Origin of the sequence: Microcoleus sp. C2D2 (assembly GCF_036702495.1) — a bacterium.
GTDB lineage: Bacteria > Cyanobacteriota > Cyanobacteriia > Cyanobacteriales > Microcoleaceae > Microcoleus.
Genome location: NZ_JAUBTO010000156.1, coordinates 1 through 17,925, shown reverse-complemented (window position 1 = coordinate 17,925; position 17,925 = coordinate 1). Strand labels below are relative to the sequence as shown.

Genomic DNA, 17,925 nt, shown 5'->3' with positions numbered 1-17,925 from the left:
TGTCTTTATCTTAACATAAACCAGAATAAAAAGCCGTCCTAGAAGGACGGGGCTTTAAACCCAAAATTTTCGGTAAATAATGGTTTTTGAGAATAGTTGAGTTCTCATATTTTTGTAGAGGCTATCCCCCGTTCCCTAAATCTAGGGGTAGTAGGGATAGGCACCGCCCGGCACTAAGCTGCTAGGTCTGAAAGATTTTCTGTTATGTTTGAGGGTTGGATGGGGAGAGGATTTTATGATTTTTGATACGTCATTGAAATATACAATTTAGATGCCCAACAGTTTGCCCCAAGATGTTTACCACAACCTATTTAGTCGGATTGCTATAGCAGAAGGAAATAAAAGCTCATATTTCAGCAATTAAGAACCTCCCAAATATGGTCGCGGTTGCTATAAATGTTCACAAACACCTCAAATTAAAAAAGTTGGGTTTCCTAGATCAACCCAACCTACTTTATAATGAAGAATCACTGCTAACTCTCAAATATCCTCATCGTCTTGACCTTGCACGCCCTGGAGAATCCGCGATAGCTCACTCTTCTCATTTATCGTAATGCGAGTAGGAGAACCGCTGATAATCCGTTCGTAACCGCGGAACGAATCTTTAATTTGCGGCCCTCTTTCGGTAATCGTGTATTCCCTAATTCCTTTATCGTGCCACGAACCGCGCATCTTAAACACATTAATTGCCCGCGACATTTCTCCTCGAATCTCTACATACTGCAGCATGATAATCGTGTCAGTAATCGTAGAAATATGGGAGTCTGTAATCGAATGAGACCCCATAAACTGGTCGCTTGTATTGGTGAAAAAGCCGGTTATTTCTTCCTGCTTCGCAAAACCTGTCACTCCGATCACAAATTGCCTGAAAGCATTATTGCTGACACCCCTAGCTAAGGCCGACAGCGAGTCTATAGCAATTCGAGAAGGTTTGAACTCAGCAATTTCTGATTTAATAGTCTGCAAGTGGTCTTCCAAACCGGCAGATTCCGGGTAAGTACACAGCAGTTTCAGCAGTCCTTTCTCTTCCATTTCCTCAAAATCAATGCCCCAAGAATAAGCATTGCGGAACAACTGAGCTCGCGACTCTTCATAGGCAAAAAGCAGCGCCCGATTGCCGTTCATACAAGCATTCTGCAAGAACTTGCTCACCAACAGCGTTTTGCCTGTTCCCGTTGCACCGGTAGCCAAAATAATTGAGTCTTTGAAGAAACCGCCACCGCACATCTCGTCGAGAGTTTTATCGCCGGAAGAAACCCGCACGTTAGAAGACTTTTGAGTTAATCGCATCGCCCCCAATGGGAAAATATTAATTCCGTCATTAGTCATGGTAAAAGGATATTCGCCCTTCATGTGAGTTGTACCCCGCAACTTCAAAATTTCCATTGTGCGGCGGCGGCGTTCTCCTTCCAAAACGTTGCGAACAATCACTACATTATCCGACACAAACTCTTCCACCCCAAACCGGGCCACCGGACCGTATTCTTCCACCCGTTCGGTAGTCATAACTGTAGTTGCTCCTACTTGTTTGAGGCGCGCAACTAAACGAAAAATTTCTCGGCGCACCACCGATGCAGCGTCGTACTGCTGAAATACGGCTGTTACCGAATCTATAGAAACCCGCTTGGCTTTGTATTTGCGAATGGCGTACTGAATTCGCTCAATTAAGGCTGACAAATCAAAATTTCCTACGATATCTTGACCTTCCGGATCGGGGGAAGCGTCCAAAATAAATAGCTTGCCTTCATCGATTAACTGTGCCAGATCCCAACCGAAACTGCAAGCATTTTTAATAATATCTGCGGGAGATTCTTCAAAAGTTACGAACACTCCAGCTTCGTCAAAATGGGTAATTCCGTTATAGAGAAATTGTACGGCAAATAAAGTTTTCCCCGTTCCTGATGTGCCGCTGACTAGGGTGGTTCTGCCCAGCGGCATTCCGCCGTGACTGATGTCATCGAAACCCTCAATCATGGTGCGGATTTTTTCAACTCCTGCCGTTACCAATCCTTCTCGTTGAACCGTTTGACTAATTTCATTCATGTCGATTTTTGTCACTTATCAGTATTATTTAGTTGTCACTCATTAACCGCCGATCGGGAGTATTTGTACCGAGCTTTTAGTTTTTACTCTTGCTCAATAACTAATGACTGCTGACTGCTGACTAATGACCCCGCCCAAAAACAGATACCGTGCCACGTACTCCTGTCGTGAAGAGAGCAAAATTTTAGACTTTTGTTCAAGCTCCCAGATTCATCTGTGGAGTAAATCTAAAATCTCAAATCGTTGGACGGCGAGCGATCCTCGACGGTTCGACGATCGCGCTCGCCGAACGTCTCACGCCCCCGTCTCAAATCTAAAATCGACTGACTCTCACCTGATTATCTTATGAATTCAGGTTTTCTTCACGCAGTTCTTCATAGAGCAAATCTAATCCTATCAGAACTTTCTCGCGATCGGACAAATCGCCAATAATTTTTCGCACCGGGGGCGGCAGAATTTTCGACAGTGTTGGGGTTGCCAATATTTTGTCCTCTTCTGCTAGCTGAGGATTTTTGAGAACGTCTATGACTTTCAGCGCGTAGACTCCTTGAAATTCTTGTTCTAAAATGTCCTTGAGGGTTTTCAACGCTCGCACGGAGTTGGGAGTATTCCCCGCAACGTACAGCTTCAGAACGTAGGTTTTCTTCAGAGAACTCATAAACTTTTTTAAATGTTGAGTATTAGTTGTCAGATGTTAGTTATAGTTGTTATTTGTCTTGAATCCGCTGTTCTTTGTTATTTTATAATAATTTCCGCCTCGCGATCGCGCGCCCGTTTGTGTTCTGCTTTCTGCTTTGTTAAATTCTATCTTCTACTTTCTTCTTGCTTAAATTCTGCCGCATCCCTTCTACCTTTTACCTTGAGATGCCTCTTTCGGAATCGATCGCCTGTACATCTCGCACATATGAGCGATCGCGTCAATCAGAGTCAAGCGGTAATCGAGCAATATTTCCTCGTTGCGCCCTTCTAATTTTAGCTGTTTAGCAAACTCGTCCATCAATTCCATGTGAATTTCTACAATTTGAGTGACGGGAACGTCAGCAAAAAAAGCCAAATTCACAAATTCATCTATTTGATTGTTGACCGCAGTATCTTGAGAAAAATAATTCAAAAGGATGTCGCGATAACTTGACTTGAGTTGCTCCAAAAACTTTTGCTTCTCGGGTGCAGACAGATTTCGCAAAAAAATCTGTGAATTTCTTTTATAATAGACACCTAAGTATCCTAATCGCTCGCGTAATTTTTCCGCCAGCCGCCGCTGCTGTCGGCTTAGCAAACTTTGAGCGGTTAATTGGACCGTCGCATCGACCGTTGCGGATTGGTAATTGACAGGAACCGGAGTTGAAAGTTTCAGAAATTGGGCGATCGCCCGATCGATACTTGAAGCTATTTCGCTCGATCGAGCGATTGCCAGTTGCACCTCAGCAGGGTGATAAAAAAAAGTACAGCTTTCCTCTTGACTCTTGTTGGCGGTACTGGCTGCTGCCTCAAAACCATCTGAATATGGTGCTTCGGGCTTTTCTTCCACCCCGGGCTGGGGCGAAAAAATCACCGCAGGCAAAAAGATCGATCGTTCTTGCAGCTTCCCCAGAAGCGATTGCAGATCCCGATTTACCTCAAAAACCAAACAATCAAGGTGGTAATTGTGCTTAAGGAACCCCAAAAACTCCACTGCCGACTTAATGTGCGTTAAAGCATAGCGTTCGCCACTCAAAAGCTCGATCGCAGAGGCTGCGATTTCCTCAGAGCGGATAAAAATACCGACAGACAGTTGGGGAAGCAAAGCTGTAGGTGTACCACCTAAGTTGCCCGAAAGTGCTGGATCGCTCAGAGTTGATATCTCCTTTTAAAAAAACTTAACATTGTAACAATCATCTCAACATTTATTTTAACCAATCTTAACCGCAAAATAAGCGATCTGCTTGCAGCACATGAATAATGAAAGTGTACTTCTTTGTTTTTGTGTCAAGCACCCTGAGCTAGATTTCTGGAATTAAGCTTAAGCCTTAAAATAATTGCTAGTCGCCTCAAATCAGGTGCAGGCATCGAACTCCGAGGTCTCGGTGCCGCTCCCCGACCTAATAGCGAACTGATATAAAACAAATAAGATACAGAAAGCCGCAGCTACCTTGAATATCAAAAATATTACTGCTATAGATAGCAGACTCTCAGGTTTGTTATGTCAACCACCAGCCCCAGTCTCAAAAATTTTATCGAGCCAGTGCCGCTGTGCCTCCAAACGGCGGCGCTAGAATCGCTGCGGTCAATTTTTAGCTCCAGCAACTGCGATCGAGTCGCAGTAGTCAACGAACAGCTACAGCCGCTGGGATTAGTTTACCTCCGCAGCCTTTGGGCACTTGTGGCCGATCGCACAAACGACGGGCAGCAACCTTTGTCAGAAAGCCCGATCGCGATCGAACCAGTCAGGGCATTACCCGCGGCTCTGAGCGTCAGTGAATTCTGGCAGTACCTGCAAACAGAGGAACTGAACACCCCAGCCCGGCCAAACCGCCAAACAGCCGGCCGCTCCTCAAACAGCCCGATCGCCCTGACAGATGCCAGCGGTAAATTTTTAGGAATGCTAGACAGCCTGAGCTTGCTGCAATTCGCTGCACTCAACAGCAGTCAGAGTGCCAAGCCAACAGCAGTCAAAGAAATCGAATTAATGCCCGTTTCCTCAGCCATCGCCACCGCCCTAGACGCTCAAGTGCGCTTTCTAGAAGCAGGATTGAAACCCTCGGAAAACCTGAACTCCCTAGTCCAACTCCTAGAAAAACTGCCCCTGCCCCTGAGATTGCAAACCCCCGCCGCACAAATAGTCAGCCAAAACGCAGCGTGGCGGATTTTCCTGGGAGCAGGCCCGGAACCAGTTCCAGAACCAGCAGCTTCTTTGCGCAAACACTCGCCCCACAAACCCAGCCATTTAACAACGGAATACAAGAGCGTGCACCTAGAAGCCCTCACCCAAGAGTGCATGAGCCTAGTAGCAGCAAGTAGCTCGGGCGATCGTCGCGATTCAACCGCAGCCATCAGTTGCCCGCTCCCCCTGTACGCTGCCGCCTCCCCCTCAACATTAACCGCTCCAGCTTGGTGTCCCATGGCCGGCAAACCAGACACATACATTTGCGATTGCCCCGTACAAAAAGGTCAAGAACGGATCTGGCAATTTGTCAAACAGCCGCTCTCAGACAAGCTAATTTTAGTAATGGGACAAGATGTCACCGAAGAACATTTAGTCGCCAAAGAACTAGCAGCGAAAAACGCAGATTTAATCCACCTCAACCGACTCAAAGACGAATTTTTATCCTGCATCAGCCACGAACTAAAAACCCCGCTCACCGCCGTCCTCGGTTTGTCCAGCCTCCTGAAAGATAAATTGATCGGAGAACTCAACGACCGCCAAACACGCTACGCCAAACTAATCCATAAAAGCGGGCGGCATTTGATGACAATAGTTAACGACATTTTAGACTTGACCCGGATGGAAACCGGGCAGCTAGAACTAATTCCCGAACCAGTCGAAATAGCAGCAACCTGCACAAGAGCCTTTGAACAAGCAAAACAACTGCAACAGCAAGAAGAAAAAAACCCTCCCGGGCCGAGCACAACCGATGGCGCAGCAAACGCAGAAACCTCCGACCAAATAGAGTTTACACTCGAAATAGAACCGGGAGTGAGCCAATTAATTGCCGACGAGCTCCGGCTGCGACAAATGCTCGTCAACCTCCTTTCCAACGCCCTAAAATTTACCGAAGCGGGTGGCAAAATCGGATTGAAAGTAAATGTTTGGGAAGGCTGGCTCGCATTCACAGTTTGGGACACTGGCATCGGCATCCCCGCTGACAAACAGCACCTGATATTTCAGAAATTCCAACAGTTAGAAAGCCCCCTAACCAGGCGTTTTCAAGGAACCGGGCTGGGACTGGTACTGACTCAACGCCTAGCTAGGCTCCACGGCGGAGACGTTTCGTTTATTTCCTCAGAAAACCAAGGCTCTCAATTTACCCTGCTACTGCCGCCAAATCCTCCGGGAAACAGCAGCGAAGAATTCCCAGCGCCGACCTCCGCCGAGTCAGAATTATTAAAACCCCCATATCAGACTCCGATCTCCAATTCTCGCTCTCGTTTAGTATTAATAGTCGAAGCAGTTCCCAAATATATCGAAGATTTAACCAACGTCCTCTCGGGTTTGGGCTACCAAGTAATAGTCGCCCGTTCCGGCACCGAAGCGCTGGAAAAAGCCCGCAGGTTCAGTCCCGAAGCGATTTTCCTCAACCCGCTGCTGCCGCTGCTGTCCGGTTGGGACGTGCTGACGCTGCTCAAGAGCGATCCAGATACCCGATCGATTCCGGCGATCGTCACGGCCACCAGAGGGGAAAAAGAACGGGCCAGTGTCAACCGAGCCGAAGGCTTTTTGAGCTTGCCGGTAGAAGAACCAGCTTTGCGGCGGCTGCTGGGAGACTTGATCGGCCACAGTAATGCCAGTACCGCTAAAGTAAGGAGTTCTTTAACTGTGTTGTGGCTCAGCCCGCAAAACAGTTCCTCTCAAGGTTCCGCTTTACTGCTCAACCCCAACTACTGCCGGGTTTTAGAAGCAGACGACCTCGGCCAAGCAGAACTCGTGGCCCGAATTTGGCGGCCCGACGCGATCGTCTTGGACGGTACAAGTCAACTGCAAAACCCCTTAGCTTTTATCGAACAGTTAAGTCGGTCTCGAAATTTGGGTTCTCTTCCCTTGGTGACTTTAGACCCCACAACTACGCAACTGGCAAATCAAGTCAAAGGATTGTCGGTATTTCCCTGTTTGGCTAGCCTCCGTCCCGAGGACAGTGAAACTTCAGGTACCGGGTTGGTGGCAAGTGCATTGTGGCAAGTGATTCAAGTCGCTGCTGGCATGAGTTGGAAGCCCAGCATTTTATTTGCTGACATTTCGACTTTACCCGATTTGCACCGCACTGCTGGGGGGAACCCGACGGAAGAATTGGAAAATCGCGATCGACCGACAACTGCCGAGATTCCCCTCCCCAATTCCCAGTTTTCTACTCCCAACTTTCAAGCTTTGATTCAGTACATCCAAACCGCAGGATTTCGAGGGTCGATAGCGAGGACCTGGACAGAAGTTTTGCAGCAGTTGCAATATCAAAGCGTGGACTTAGTTTTGCTGTGCTTGCCAGATGCCCCCTCAGAATCCCCCGCTATGTTGCAGGCGCTATCGAACCTCCGGCAAATGGCAGTTAAACGGCCAATTTTAGTCTGGGATTATCGGTCTGCTGTAAATTCGGAATCGGAGGCGATCGACTTTCTGCTGCAAGAAGTATCTGCCAAAATTTTGCCTTCTTCCTTGTCGGCAGCACAATTATTAGACAAAATTCAACAGACTTTATTAACCCATTCAAGTGGCTGAAAATGAAGAATTTACCCGGTTTGTAGTGAGGACTTCAGTCCTCTCTAAAGCAGTGAAGAAAAACTCTTATTCCTTCCTTCCAAACATAATTTTGGAACTATTTAACTGAAAACGGCGAAGCGTTGCGAGTCAGGAAGCAATATCAAAAGTCAAAAATATGGGTTATTATAGGCGATCGAGAAACCCTTATATTTTTTTCTGGGGCTGTACAGTGCCTAATCGCATTCCTTTAATATCTTTGGTGCTCGCACTCGGTTTGTGGACAATGCCCGAGCCTGCTGTCGCACAGGCACTCCTGCCTTACACCCTGCAAATCGACTCTGCCCAACTCGAACAAACAGCCCTGAGCCTTGCAGAAGAAGCGATCCAGCTAGCCAGACTCCAGCAGTACGAACTGGCTGTCCCCAGAGCCGAACTTGCTACACAATTAGCCCCTAAGAATGCTCAAACTTGGACTTTGTTAGGCAGTTTGTACCTTCAAGTCGAGGAGTTTGACAAAGGCATTGAAGCTTTGGGGCAAGCTCAATCTCTGTCGCCAGAAAATGCCTCTATTAAATTTGTCTTGGGAGAAGCTCACTTTCGGAAAGCGAACTATGAGAAAGCAGTCGAATACTTGCAAGCAGGGTTGAAATTACAACCAGACACTCCGGGCGCCTTATTTGATTTGGGTAACACTTTTTACAAGCTGAAGCGGTTCGATCGGGCGATCGCCCAGTACGAAAAAGCTTTTGCTTTAGAAAAAAACCTCTGGCCCGCAATCAACAATATCGGATTGGTCAAATACGAAATGGGAGATGTCGATGGCGCTATCAAACGCTGGGAACAGGCGATCGCCCTCGACGACAAAGCAGCAGAATCAATGCTAGCTCTAGCAGTAGCACTCTACGGCAAAGGCGATCGAGCAAAAGGCTTAGCGATGGGGGAAGCAGCTCTGAAACTCGACAAACGCTATGCTACCGTAGAATATCTCAAAGAAAACCTCTGGGGCGATCGTTTGATCGCAGATACCGAAAACTTCCTGGCCACTCCCCAAATTAAAGCAGCACTCGCACAAATTCAAGACGGCCCACCCTCTCCCGAAATGTCGCCTTAATTATAGTTACGTTTGTAGTGAGGACTTGAGTCCTCAAAGCCTTTTTTAACTTACAGCCAACTATCTTATTCAGGACTAAGACCAAAAAATAGTTGAATGCGCTATGGGTAGGGGTAAGGTGCGCCCACAAGCACCCTACAGATTGAGTTGGTGCGTAAGTTCTATTATTGCCACGAAGAAGTCGCTGTCTTCAATTCTCCAATCTAAAATCTAAAATCTAAAATCTAAAATCGCATGACCCCCCTAAGCTGGAAAGAACTAGAAGCCCTCACAGACTTTGAAGTCGATCGCGTCAACGGGCCAACCAACGCCCAAGCCCGCTTGCGCCTGTTTGGTAAAACCGAATCGGATGTGCGAGTCACCCTGTACCGCGACAACCATGCTTGGTGTCCCTACTGTCAAAAAATCTGGCTGTGGCTGGAAGAAAAACAAATCCCCTACCGTATTGACAAAGTTACTATGTTCTGCTATGGGGAAAAGGAAAGCTGGTACAAGCGCAAAGTGCCATCGGGAATGCTACCGGCGATCGAACTAGACGGCCGCATCATCACCGAAAGCGATGATATCTTAATCGCCCTCGAACGAGTCTATGGCCCCTTGGGTTTGGGCATGGAACACCCCGCAGTAATACCCATGCGGCGGCTAGAACGACTGCTGTTTAGGGCCTGGTGCTCTTGGCTGTGCTACCCAGCAAGTTCAGCCAAAGTAGAACAGCACAACCGCGACCAATTTATCAGCGTCGTCGCCCAGGTAGAAAAGGCTCTCGCCAGCACCCCCGGGCCTTATTTCCTCGATGAATTTGGCACTGCGGATGTGATCTTTACGCCCTACGTGGAACGGATGAATGCCAGTCTTTACTACTACAAAGGCTACTTGATGCGGGAAGAAAACCCGCGCTTTGCTGACTGGTTTGCGGCGATGGAAACCCGCCCTACCTATCGCGGTACTCAGAGCGATTTTCACACCCACGTCCACGATTTACCGCCTCAGATGGGCGGGTGTTATGAAAACGGCGAACCTCAGATGCTACTCAATAAAGCCCGCGTGGATAATGGGCCTTGGGCTGGACTGCCGGATGTGATGTATCCAGAACCGGAAACCTCCCGCGCTGAAGCACTTCACCGCGTCATTAAGCACCACGGCAACATCGTTCGAGTCAATCCTGCTGATGACAATTTATTTGATGAGGCTTTGCGTTGTGCTTTAACTTTGATGATGACTGGCGAAGTTTGTACGCCGCCGGCTGGTTCTGATGCGGCTTTGCGGTATTTGCGCGATCGGGTGAATGTGCCCCGGGATATGTCCATCTACGCGGCCAAGCGATTGAGGGAAGCGTTGGAGGAAACGGCGGCTTTGGTGGGTGATGGCCAAGGTTCTCCGATTCTGCTGAAGCATCGGCGAGATCAAGATCCGGCTAATTTTGTGTAGGGGGCGTCTGGTGGATTTGCTCCAAGGTTTCTACAAACACGACATTACAAATTTGTAAGGTACGATCGGATTATTTCCTAGACTGTTTCAGAGGCTATGGGTATGGTTTCAGTATCCAACAACCAACCAATCATTATTCGTACAGAGCGCGGACTGACAATTTCAGGTACGCGCATCACTCTATATGATGTGATGGACTACCTGACGGCTCAGTATCCCGCGAAGTTTATCCGTTCCTTGTTTGACTTAACAGACGATCAGATTAACGTTGCTTTATGCTATATAGAGGCAAATCGTGCAGAAGTCGAAGCAGAATATCAAATTGTTTTAAGGCAAGCTAAGGAAATTCAGCATTACTGGGAAGAACGCAATCGCGAACATTCAGCCCGCGTTGCAGCGATGCCACCCAAACCCGGTCGAGAGGCTCTTTGGGCAAAACTCCGAGAACAGAAAGCCAGACACGAACTAGAAGCATGAATTTTCTGATCGATCACAATCTCGGAGGTCATGCAGAGATTTTATTGGGCAATATTGCGAGTCAAGGTTGGTTAAATCTACTCCCAATTCGTTTGGTGACTTTCAAGCAGATGAATTTGTCGATCGACAGTAACGATCGAGTTGTGTGGCGACTTGCTCAGGCAAATCAGATGATTTTGCTTACTGCAAACCGCAGCATGAAGGGTGAAGACTCCCTGGAACAGGTGATCCGAGAAGAAAATACAGTGGATTCCCTACCTGTCATTACGATTGGAGATGCCGATCGATTTTTAGCCGATCGAGTCTATCGAAATCGTTGTGTTGACCGTATTTTGGAAATCTTGCTGGATATCGAAACCTGGATGGGCGTTGGTCGTCTTTTTGTTCCGTAAGGTGAGCCAATAAGTAAGGCAGTGCTGCTAGCCGAACAAGCCAAAAAAACTGAGTTTCCAACACTATCGAGTATTTTTTATGAAACTATCTATCTCTTTGCCTGATGAGCTAGTCCGTTACATTGACGATCGTGTAGAAAATCGCAGTCGGCTAATTGAGCTTTTATTGCAAGCGTCGCGCAAACAACAAGAACAGGAGGCAATGGTAGAAGCCTGTTTATTGCTGGATGAACTGAGCGATGAATTAGCCGATGAGGAGGAAGCATGGCAGCAAGCAGCGATTACCGACTGGGAAGCCTCTGGCTCGTAACTTTCGATCCCTCAGTCGGTACAGAAATCCGCAAGACTCGATCGGCGGTAATTATTTCAGGAACTGCTTTTAATCAACGCAGCTTGCGTCACAGTTCTACCCACCTCTTCTGCTGTTCCAAACGAGCATTTACGACCCATTGTTTTGCCAGTAATTCCTTCGACTATCAATGGTCTGACTACCAATAGTTTTATCGTGTGCGTCGATCCGATGACCTTTGATAAACGCAGACTGGTGCGCTGTCTTGGGCAATTGGAGTTGCAACAAATACAAGAAACTCAACTGATTTTGGCTCGATATTTAGAACTTGAAGAGTAGGGGAATGCAAAAGCTGGGGGGTAACAAATATAGCATCGAGTGACGCAGGATTTTTGGAGTAGACCTCTTGCAAAAATAACTAGGACGGGCAAGATGCCCATCCCACAAGAGTTATTTTTCTTGTGGGACGGGCCGAAGAGCCCGTCCAATAAATTTATGAAAAGGACTTTTGCAAGAGGTCTAGTGTTAAAAAAAATCCTACATTGCGGCCTTTGGCCTCAGTGTAAGCGGGAGCGAAAACGGGAATTTTGAGTTTTTATTCTGTGAACCTTGTGGCGGCCATGAGTTTATTTGTCCTCATATTTGCGGTTTAAACTATAAAAATGTGACTCGATTGTTGTTGGCATCAATTTGTATATATTTTAACTTTTCGAGTTGAAATATTATTTTTACTTGTTCTGACTCTGAAATTCCGCCTTGAAATTGAAACATGGCGGCGATTGAATTCTTAAGTGAGCTTATTTTGGTGGGCTTTAACTTTATGAGCCTTTCCCAAACATATTCAACTACTTCCGAACTATTGAGAGGTTTCGAGAAGTCTTTCTGGTTCTCTTCAATTCGGTGTTGGGCGTTTTGAGTTTCCTCTTCTTTTCTGGCTAGCTGTATCAGCAGTTGCGCCAAGCGCAACTTGTCCCTGTATCCAAGCTGCTCGCATAAGCCAGCTATCTCATCATAAGTCATCACAGCTTTCATTTGAAAATTCTCCTCCCGGGATAACTGCCGCTGTTGAGCCAATTCAGGATTTGACATAAAACAACCTTGAATTCATTTTTCCATTTTACCACTGCCCCAAAGATTCGACTAAACCCTCCAACTCCTCTGCATCCTCGCAGCAAATTCGATAAACCCGATCGCCCCGCCGCCGACATTTACCTGCAACTCGTCAACAAACACCACTTCCCCAAATCCACAGAAGGCAAAAATGGGGCAACCACAGGCGGATTGCCCCTACCGACCTCAAAATCTACTGGCAACTCCTCGACTGGGAGAAATACCCCAGCATCGGCGAGATCGAGATCCGGCTAATTTTGTATAAAGGGCGATCGGAATCAGACAAAATCGGCGTTGCTGCTGCTCTACTTCATCAGCTTGCTATCTGCTCGATCGATGAAACTAAAGGTTGATGCGATTGTTAATCCGGTTCTGTTTGAAGAGGAGGATACTGGGCTGGTGGAGTTGGCGATCGATCTTGAAGATGAGGTTGTCTATATTTTTAATCCTCGTCAACAAAGATGGAATACTCACTTTGTTTGGAATGCTGTGGAAGCGATCGGGTTAGCGGCGATCGGTCGAGCCACGGTACAAGCCCTTGATTTGAATCGGTCAAGTATGTGGGCAATTCGGGCAGAAGAGGAATTACGGGGTCGTCATCCTCCCCCGGAAGATATCAATCCAGTAGACCCTGACTTGTAGGTAATTCTTTTGACTCTGGAGATATCACCCATGACTGCTTTTTAGAGGAGCAACTAGAAAAGCATTAGGTTTTGGTCATTATGGTCAAGATCAATTTGACGGACTGTTGCCAAGTAGAAGTTTTTGATAGCATCGATTTTTTGTTGAGAAAAACCCTTGAAGTGTTCTGGAGATATGACAAAATTTTCGCAATATCTCAGTATAGTCTTAGAAAGAAGATAGAGTTGATCTTCACCAGTAGCAGTGCTAATTTTATTAGCATGAGGTTTTAAAGCTTTTTGATGCTCTCTCAAATAAGAAAGCATAATAATTGTATCTTGGTTTTGTGGAAAAACATTGAGAACAATAAATTTTGGTTCAAGTCTTTTCCGCCCGATGATGCTTTTAATTGGATCAAATAGGGAGCTTACAGCCAAAGGACAATTTCTCTCAATCCGAATACACTCGTGTTCAATTTCCGTGAATGAATTACTATTGTAGATATTATCGTACACCTGTTTGTATTTATACCCCTCATAAGCATTTATTATTTTTTCCGTTGCGTCCAACATTCTTGGTTCTTTCAAATTGTTAGGATCGCACTTTCCTAGCTCAACAAATTTTTGATAAATAGTTTGTGAATCAATATAAATAGTTTGTGAATCAATGGCAGCTTTTATTCTTGTATGTAATTCTCGGAGAACAGATCTGTAAGCGATCAAGAATTTTTGCTGTTGATTACTAACGTCAAACTCATTAATGTCTATCTATTGGACGGAATAGTTCGCTATCATGTTTTTGACATAATCCTGTAAAAGTTGTTGCTTGATTGCGTCCAACCTGCTTAAATTCTATCTCTGGCCCTGTATTAAGATTTTGTTTGGGTACAGCCATAACGACATGATTTTTGCTGGCTAGTTGGTCTAAAATCTGACGATTCTGAATTGAGTGTGCTTTGATGCAGTCTTTATTACAATGAGACTTAGGCCATAACCATAAGCATTGCTTATATTCTTTTTTGCTTTGAGCATATATCAAACTTTTTAACTCATTCATCACTTTTTTATCTTTGCTCATCAGGTTGATTCCTCGTTTTTATTCATATACTGCTGGTAAAGCGTCGGCAAGTTTTCAACTTCTCGATCGGAAAGACCATAGCTTTTCCAATACTTTATTTTCTACGAAGACGCGATCGCCGCTACCCAAGGTTTTAGCCAAACTTTTCTGGATGCCATCAGACGCTTTAACGCTACAATCTGCCTCATCACCGACTCATCCCATCCAATCATTCCCACTTTCTCAACTCAACACCCCCACATGATCCAATCTATACTTACCTGGCTGCAACGCACCCTATGAGAAAACTAGCCGATAAAAGTTAGCCTTCAGATTTGATATTACTCCCAGTATTTTTCCCAATCATCCTTAAAAGCTTGCTGCAATCTCTGCATATACGCATCAGTCTTAATCTTCACCATCCACAGATTATTAGAATTGCGGCCTCCCTTGCACACAACACCTTCATCTACACCGTATTTCCCCTTGCGAAGATCGTCCATAAACTTGCCCGTCAGTTTGCCGCGATAAATTACTCGCGCAATATTTAATTTACCAAAATCCTGAATAAACCGATCGGGAACAACCATACCGCCCTCAGTTTCCACATCAAAAAGCACCAGTTGTTTGCGATCGTCCTTTTTGTGCTTTCCCGCAAACGAGTTAGCACCAAAAAACTCTGTAAACACAGTAATTTCAGGACAGTGATACTGTTCGTTCTCTCGAAATATAGACTCTAAGGGACTAGCAAAGTCTCTTTTAAATATTTCCGGTGCTTCTTCTAAACCTGGATGTGCAGCATTAAATTCTGCAATTCCCATCTCATCCAAATCAAATCTACTGCGGCGCGTACCAAAAGCATACCAACCAAGTTCAGCTTCCCAAACCCAATGCAAATTAGTGCCATCGTACTTCTCAAAAGCTACACATTGTTCGTTAGGGCAATTTTTACTATCTGGAATTTTGGGATAGGCAAGAAGCATGATATCGATTCCGGTTGCACCGTCCGTGCTTGTTGACTGTTGACTGTTGACTAATGACTGTTGACTAATGACTAATGACTAATGACTAATGACTAATGATTAATGACTAATGACTAATGACTAATGACTAATGACTGTTGACTAATGACTAATGACTGTTGACTAATGACTGATATTTAAGCAACCTCTACGAACACACCGCTGCGAGCAAACTCCTCTTCTTCAGGACTAAAGACAGGAGCTCGATCCACAAGGTCAGGGTCAAAGTAATATGTCTCTTGTAGGAATTGTCCCGTGACGATCGCCTCGTCCAACTCCTTAATGTAATCTTGGGCAACTAAGCATACCTCCTTGATAGCTTCCTCATCCCTCTTATCCAACAGCTTTTGCAATATTGCTCTCACCCCTGTCAGTCGTGATGCGGGCTTGAGTATAGTGTAGAGGCGGCACATTCGATCGGTCGCAATGCTGATTTGTTTGAGGGCTTGGGCTCGTGCTAGCTCGGAGTCAATGCTGGGCCAATAACGGGTAGTGTACAATGCTTCCTCATCCTTTTGATACCACTCTTCCGATCGCGCAATTGATGAAGAGACAGTGTTGTGCAACTTCCAGAAGAATAAGCGCAGAGAAGGGCCATCTACTACAGTAGACAGCTTTGCCTCCATTGATACCTCAAAGCTATTCAGACGCGGGTCGCGCCCAAGCACGAGGTACTCCACAGGGTAAATTTCCACCTCTTTATTCTCCACCACGTAGGCGCTGAGGTGGTGGCGGCAGTAGGGGCAGGGATACATACTGGCAAACAGCTTGAAGAAGTGCTTGAAAATTGCCACCAGAGTTTTTTGCTGTTCGGGGGTCTTGGTAGAGACGATTTCTGCCGTAGTGTGGAATAAACGCCACACCGCAGGCCCAATATAGTAAGGGAAGCTGACCCGCATTTGTGAATTCTTTACTTCAGTGCGATCGATATAAACATCGATAAACGCCACATATTGCGAGAGTTCGCCAGACTCGCGCCCCGACTCCAAGCGTTCGCGCCGTTTCTGTACCCCATTGAGGTAGTGGTGCGTCAAGCGCCATGCTTGTTGAAGCATCAACTTCTGTTTTGCAGCACATTTGGGAAAGCCCTCTGCAACATCCGCCCCATAGCGCCCAAATTCCCCAGACGTTTTAGTCGCTTCGTACCACTCGTTTAAAGCTGCTTCATCAGGCACCGTATTGAAGGGAATGTCTGCTGCGGTAATGACGCTGAAGGCAGCCAGCAACTTCGGCATAAAGTCTTCATACCAATATGCTACTGGCATCATCGCACCATCGATTTCCTCTGAGGCATCCGAGATGATGACGCGGTTCCACTTGTTCAGATACTCCTTGGGATCTCCCTCGGATTTGGCTGGTGGCGGTGCCATGTTCTCACTGAGCTCCATTTTTCGCAGTCGGTTGAGTTCGTTGATGGCAAGCACACCCTCGGCGATGTCACGCAAGTTGAGACTCTTCTTTTTGATCGTGATTGCCAACTCGACTGCCGCCCCAAACTTCTCCTTGGCCGTGGCAGACTTACCCCGCGCCTCCAACATGGCTTTTTCTTCTGCCAACATTTCCGGAGTTTTTTCTACGGTTTTCCAATTCTTGATCCGATCCTCTAGTCGGCAAAATTCATCTTCGAGCGATTTAACTACTGCATCCAGTAGAGGGTTGCACGCCGATTCTACTACACCCAATCCTTTATAAAGCGCGATCGCACTCCTGACAAATCGCACAAAATCAAGGATTCTGTATGGCAAGTTTCTCACGCACAGGTGAGTCTCGTGGTTGGCGGAAAAACTCTCGCGGAAGCTGCGGTAGGCTGCACCCTGGATCAGACGAAACAAACCAATCTGCATCTCCAAGCGGGACGTACCGCGCTTCTTATCAGCTTGTGGGTGTTGGGCGAGTAGTTCTTTTAGCCGCGCTATTTCTCGATTGCAATCGGTGGGTGGTTCTTGTAGATCTTGTAGATTAGGTTCAATAGTGGCAGAAGCTGCCTCGTTGACAACAGTGGCTATACTTTCGATCGCAGCCGCTTTACTATCTGGAATCTCGGTTGTCTGTGTACTGACAACCGCAACCGGCCAGTCTTGATATCCTGTTGTAATCTCTGACTCATCCGGTACCACTTTGCAGAATTCCTCAAAGTCAATTAAGGCATTGCCGTCATGATCTGCCTCTTTAATAATCTCATCGAGTTCTGGCTCTGTCAGCCCAAACGGACTCATCATATCCTGCATCTCGTTTTTAGTGATTTGACCGCTGCCATCCTCATCAAATACACTAAATGACATTTTGAGACGACTCTGGCGATCGCCAGAATCGGACACCATCAGCATTTTGAATTCCTCAAAATCGATACTGCCAGACTTGTCTAAGTCCACTTCCTCGATCATGTCGCGCAGCTCGGTTTCCTTAGGACTCTGGCCTAGCGATCGCATCACTTGAGCGAGTTCTTCTGATGAAATAGCACCGCTGGCGTCCGCGTCAAATACTTGGAACACTTCCCATAACTTCGCCTCCTCTTCTTCAGTCATGGCTTTTTTTTCAAGCTCCATAGATGTCATACTAAATTTTCCCTGATTTTTTTATTTTATGTGTATTAATTATGGCTAATATAAGTAGCTAAGCGCAAAAAAACAATAATATTTTGTAGGGTCTTCTCGGGGCTGGTTTAGCCTAGGATCTATACTAAGAGAGATGTTATTAGTGCAAAAGCTAGTCTACCATGTAATGTTTATTTAAACCCACTTACTTAGTTTAATTCCTGATAACTTACGCAACTGTTACAAACGATACTATAACTCTGCATAGTTGCCAGCGTCATCGCAATGCTGGGGCGTTTTATATCAATTCCGCTAGCATCGTCAGCCGTAAAATCCAGTCAACAGTCAACAATCACGGATGGTGCAACCGGACTCGATATAATTCATCTGCGTTAATCTGTGTTTATCTGCCTGTATCTGCGGTTAAAAAAAGAGAATTTATTAACCGCAGATGAC

At 46.1% G+C, this 17,925-nt stretch carries 19 protein-coding genes; 11 read left to right on the top strand and 8 right to left on the bottom strand.

The annotated features are described in order from the left end of the window. Positions 1-480: 480 nt before the first annotated feature. From kaiC to QUB61_RS32205, 3 genes are all read right to left on the bottom strand, one after another. Positions 481-2,043, bottom strand: a complete 1,563-nt coding sequence (kaiC, locus tag QUB61_RS32215; RefSeq protein WP_333134356.1) for a circadian clock protein KaiC — start codon at positions 2,041-2,043, stop codon at positions 481-483. A gap of 343 nt (positions 2,044-2,386) precedes the next feature. Continuing rightward, on the bottom strand, positions 2,387-2,701 hold the full coding sequence (gene kaiB / locus QUB61_RS32210; RefSeq protein WP_333134354.1) for a circadian clock protein KaiB: 315 nt from the start codon (positions 2,699-2,701) through the stop codon (positions 2,387-2,389). A gap of 189 nt (positions 2,702-2,890) precedes the next feature. Next, positions 2,891-3,826, bottom strand: a complete 936-nt coding sequence (locus tag QUB61_RS32205) for a circadian clock protein KaiA (protein WP_333134352.1) — start codon at positions 3,824-3,826, stop codon at positions 2,891-2,893. 396 nt (positions 3,827-4,222) lie between these two features. On the opposite strand from QUB61_RS32205, the gene QUB61_RS32200 reads away from it, so the two are divergent. The 8 genes from QUB61_RS32200 (at position 4,223) to QUB61_RS40215 (ending at position 11,465) form a co-directional block, all read left to right on the top strand. Further along, positions 4,223-7,447: an ATP-binding protein gene (locus QUB61_RS32200; RefSeq protein WP_333134350.1), complete on the top strand. Its 3,225-nt coding sequence runs from the start codon at positions 4,223-4,225 to the stop codon at positions 7,445-7,447. Between the two features lie 211 nt (positions 7,448-7,658). After that, positions 7,659-8,540 (top strand): tetratricopeptide repeat protein, encoded by an 882-nt coding sequence (locus QUB61_RS32195; RefSeq protein ID WP_445300307.1) that lies wholly within the window; start codon positions 7,659-7,661, stop codon positions 8,538-8,540. Positions 8,541-8,774: 234 nt separating this feature from the next. Then, entirely contained in the window at positions 8,775-9,968 is a 1,194-nt protein-coding gene (locus QUB61_RS32190) for a glutathione S-transferase family protein (RefSeq protein ID WP_333134345.1), read from the top strand. Between the two features lie 102 nt (positions 9,969-10,070). After that, complete coding sequence (locus QUB61_RS32185; RefSeq protein ID WP_333134343.1) at positions 10,071-10,445, top strand: DUF433 domain-containing protein; 375 nt, start codon at positions 10,071-10,073, stop codon at positions 10,443-10,445. Next, entirely contained in the window at positions 10,442-10,837 is a 396-nt protein-coding gene (locus QUB61_RS32180; RefSeq protein ID WP_333134341.1) for an ACP S-malonyltransferase, read from the top strand. The genes QUB61_RS32185 and QUB61_RS32180 overlap by 4 nt, the downstream gene beginning before the upstream one ends. Positions 10,838-10,916: 79 nt before the next feature. Beyond that, positions 10,917-11,147: a hypothetical protein gene (locus QUB61_RS32175; RefSeq protein ID WP_333134339.1), complete on the top strand. Its 231-nt coding sequence runs from the start codon at positions 10,917-10,919 to the stop codon at positions 11,145-11,147. Beyond that, the gene (locus tag QUB61_RS32170; RefSeq protein WP_333134337.1) at positions 11,102-11,335 is read left to right on the top strand and encodes a type II toxin-antitoxin system PemK/MazF family toxin; all 234 of its coding nucleotides are present in this window, start codon (positions 11,102-11,104) and stop codon (positions 11,333-11,335) included. The genes QUB61_RS32175 and QUB61_RS32170 overlap by 46 nt, the downstream gene beginning before the upstream one ends. Next, complete coding sequence (locus tag QUB61_RS40215; protein WP_445300305.1) at positions 11,292-11,465, top strand: hypothetical protein; 174 nt, start codon at positions 11,292-11,294, stop codon at positions 11,463-11,465. Before QUB61_RS32170 ends, QUB61_RS40215 begins: the two co-directional genes overlap by 44 nt. A 315-nt stretch (positions 11,466-11,780) precedes the next feature. On the opposite strand, the gene QUB61_RS32165 is transcribed toward QUB61_RS40215, so the two are convergent. After that, positions 11,781-12,215 carry a hypothetical protein gene (locus QUB61_RS32165; RefSeq protein WP_333134335.1) on the bottom strand — a complete coding sequence of 145 codons (435 nt, stop codon included), beginning with the start codon at positions 12,213-12,215 and terminating at the stop codon, positions 11,781-11,783. Between the two features lie 9 nt (positions 12,216-12,224). On the opposite strand from QUB61_RS32165, the gene QUB61_RS32160 reads away from it, so the two are divergent. After that, complete coding sequence (locus QUB61_RS32160; protein ID WP_333134333.1) at positions 12,225-12,491, top strand: hypothetical protein; 267 nt, start codon at positions 12,225-12,227, stop codon at positions 12,489-12,491. Between the two features lie 39 nt (positions 12,492-12,530). Further along, entirely contained in the window at positions 12,531-12,878 is a 348-nt protein-coding gene (locus QUB61_RS32155; protein ID WP_333134332.1) for a hypothetical protein, read from the top strand. A 53-nt stretch (positions 12,879-12,931) separates the two neighbouring features. Here the strand turns inward: QUB61_RS32155 and QUB61_RS32150 are convergent, their stop codons facing one another. Continuing rightward, the gene (locus tag QUB61_RS32150) at positions 12,932-13,579 is read right to left on the bottom strand and encodes a hypothetical protein (protein ID WP_333134330.1); all 648 of its coding nucleotides are present in this window, start codon (positions 13,577-13,579) and stop codon (positions 12,932-12,934) included. Positions 13,580-13,613: 34 nt separating this feature from the next. Further along, positions 13,614-13,934: a hypothetical protein gene (locus QUB61_RS32145; RefSeq protein WP_333134328.1), complete on the bottom strand. Its 321-nt coding sequence runs from the start codon at positions 13,932-13,934 to the stop codon at positions 13,614-13,616. A gap of 96 nt (positions 13,935-14,030) precedes the next feature. Between QUB61_RS32145 and QUB61_RS40210 the strand changes: the two genes are divergently transcribed. Then, positions 14,031-14,216 (top strand): NACHT C-terminal alpha/beta 1 domain-containing protein, encoded by a 186-nt coding sequence (locus tag QUB61_RS40210; RefSeq protein WP_445300306.1) that lies wholly within the window; start codon positions 14,031-14,033, stop codon positions 14,214-14,216. A gap of 38 nt (positions 14,217-14,254) precedes the next feature. Here QUB61_RS40210 and QUB61_RS32140 read toward each other — a convergent pair whose 3' ends face one another. Both QUB61_RS32140 and QUB61_RS32135 read right to left on the bottom strand, forming a co-directional pair. Further along, a complete protein-coding gene (locus tag QUB61_RS32140) occupies positions 14,255-14,896 on the bottom strand; it encodes an RNA ligase family protein (protein WP_333134326.1) in 642 nt (213 codons plus the stop codon). A 176-nt stretch (positions 14,897-15,072) separates the two neighbouring features. Further along, positions 15,073-17,490 carry an EF-hand domain-containing protein gene (locus tag QUB61_RS32135; protein WP_333134324.1) on the bottom strand — a complete coding sequence of 806 codons (2,418 nt, stop codon included), beginning with the start codon at positions 17,488-17,490 and terminating at the stop codon, positions 15,073-15,075. Positions 17,491-17,925: the final 435 nt, after the last annotated feature.

Bases quoted from the DNA above. Each gene is read 5' to 3' on its own strand.
- QUB61_RS32180 (WP_333134341.1), top strand. From the start codon at position 10,442: ATGAATTTTCTGATCGATCACAATCTCGGAGGTCATGCAGAGATTTTA.
- QUB61_RS32190 (WP_333134345.1), top strand. From the start codon at position 8,775: ATGACCCCCCTAAGCTGGAAAGAACTAGAAGCCCTCACAGACTTTGAA.
- kaiB (WP_333134354.1), bottom strand. From the start codon at position 2,701: ATGAGTTCTCTGAAGAAAACCTACGTTCTGAAGCTGTACGTTGCGGGG.
- QUB61_RS32175 (WP_333134339.1), top strand. From the start codon at position 10,917: ATGAAACTATCTATCTCTTTGCCTGATGAGCTAGTCCGTTACATTGAC.
- QUB61_RS32170 (WP_333134337.1), top strand. From the start codon at position 11,102: ATGGCAGCAAGCAGCGATTACCGACTGGGAAGCCTCTGGCTCGTAACT.
- QUB61_RS32135 (WP_333134324.1), bottom strand. From the start codon at position 17,490: ATGACATCTATGGAGCTTGAAAAAAAAGCCATGACTGAAGAAGAGGAG.
- kaiC (WP_333134356.1), bottom strand. From the start codon at position 2,043: ATGAATGAAATTAGTCAAACGGTTCAACGAGAAGGATTGGTAACGGCA.
- QUB61_RS32185 (WP_333134343.1), top strand. From the start codon at position 10,071: ATGGTTTCAGTATCCAACAACCAACCAATCATTATTCGTACAGAGCGC.
- QUB61_RS32140 (WP_333134326.1), bottom strand. From the start codon at position 14,896: ATGCTTCTTGCCTATCCCAAAATTCCAGATAGTAAAAATTGCCCTAAC.
- QUB61_RS32165 (WP_333134335.1), bottom strand. From the start codon at position 12,215: ATGTCAAATCCTGAATTGGCTCAACAGCGGCAGTTATCCCGGGAGGAG.
- QUB61_RS32200 (WP_333134350.1), top strand. From the start codon at position 4,223: ATGTCAACCACCAGCCCCAGTCTCAAAAATTTTATCGAGCCAGTGCCG.
- QUB61_RS32145 (WP_333134328.1), bottom strand. From the start codon at position 13,934: ATGAGCAAAGATAAAAAAGTGATGAATGAGTTAAAAAGTTTGATATAT.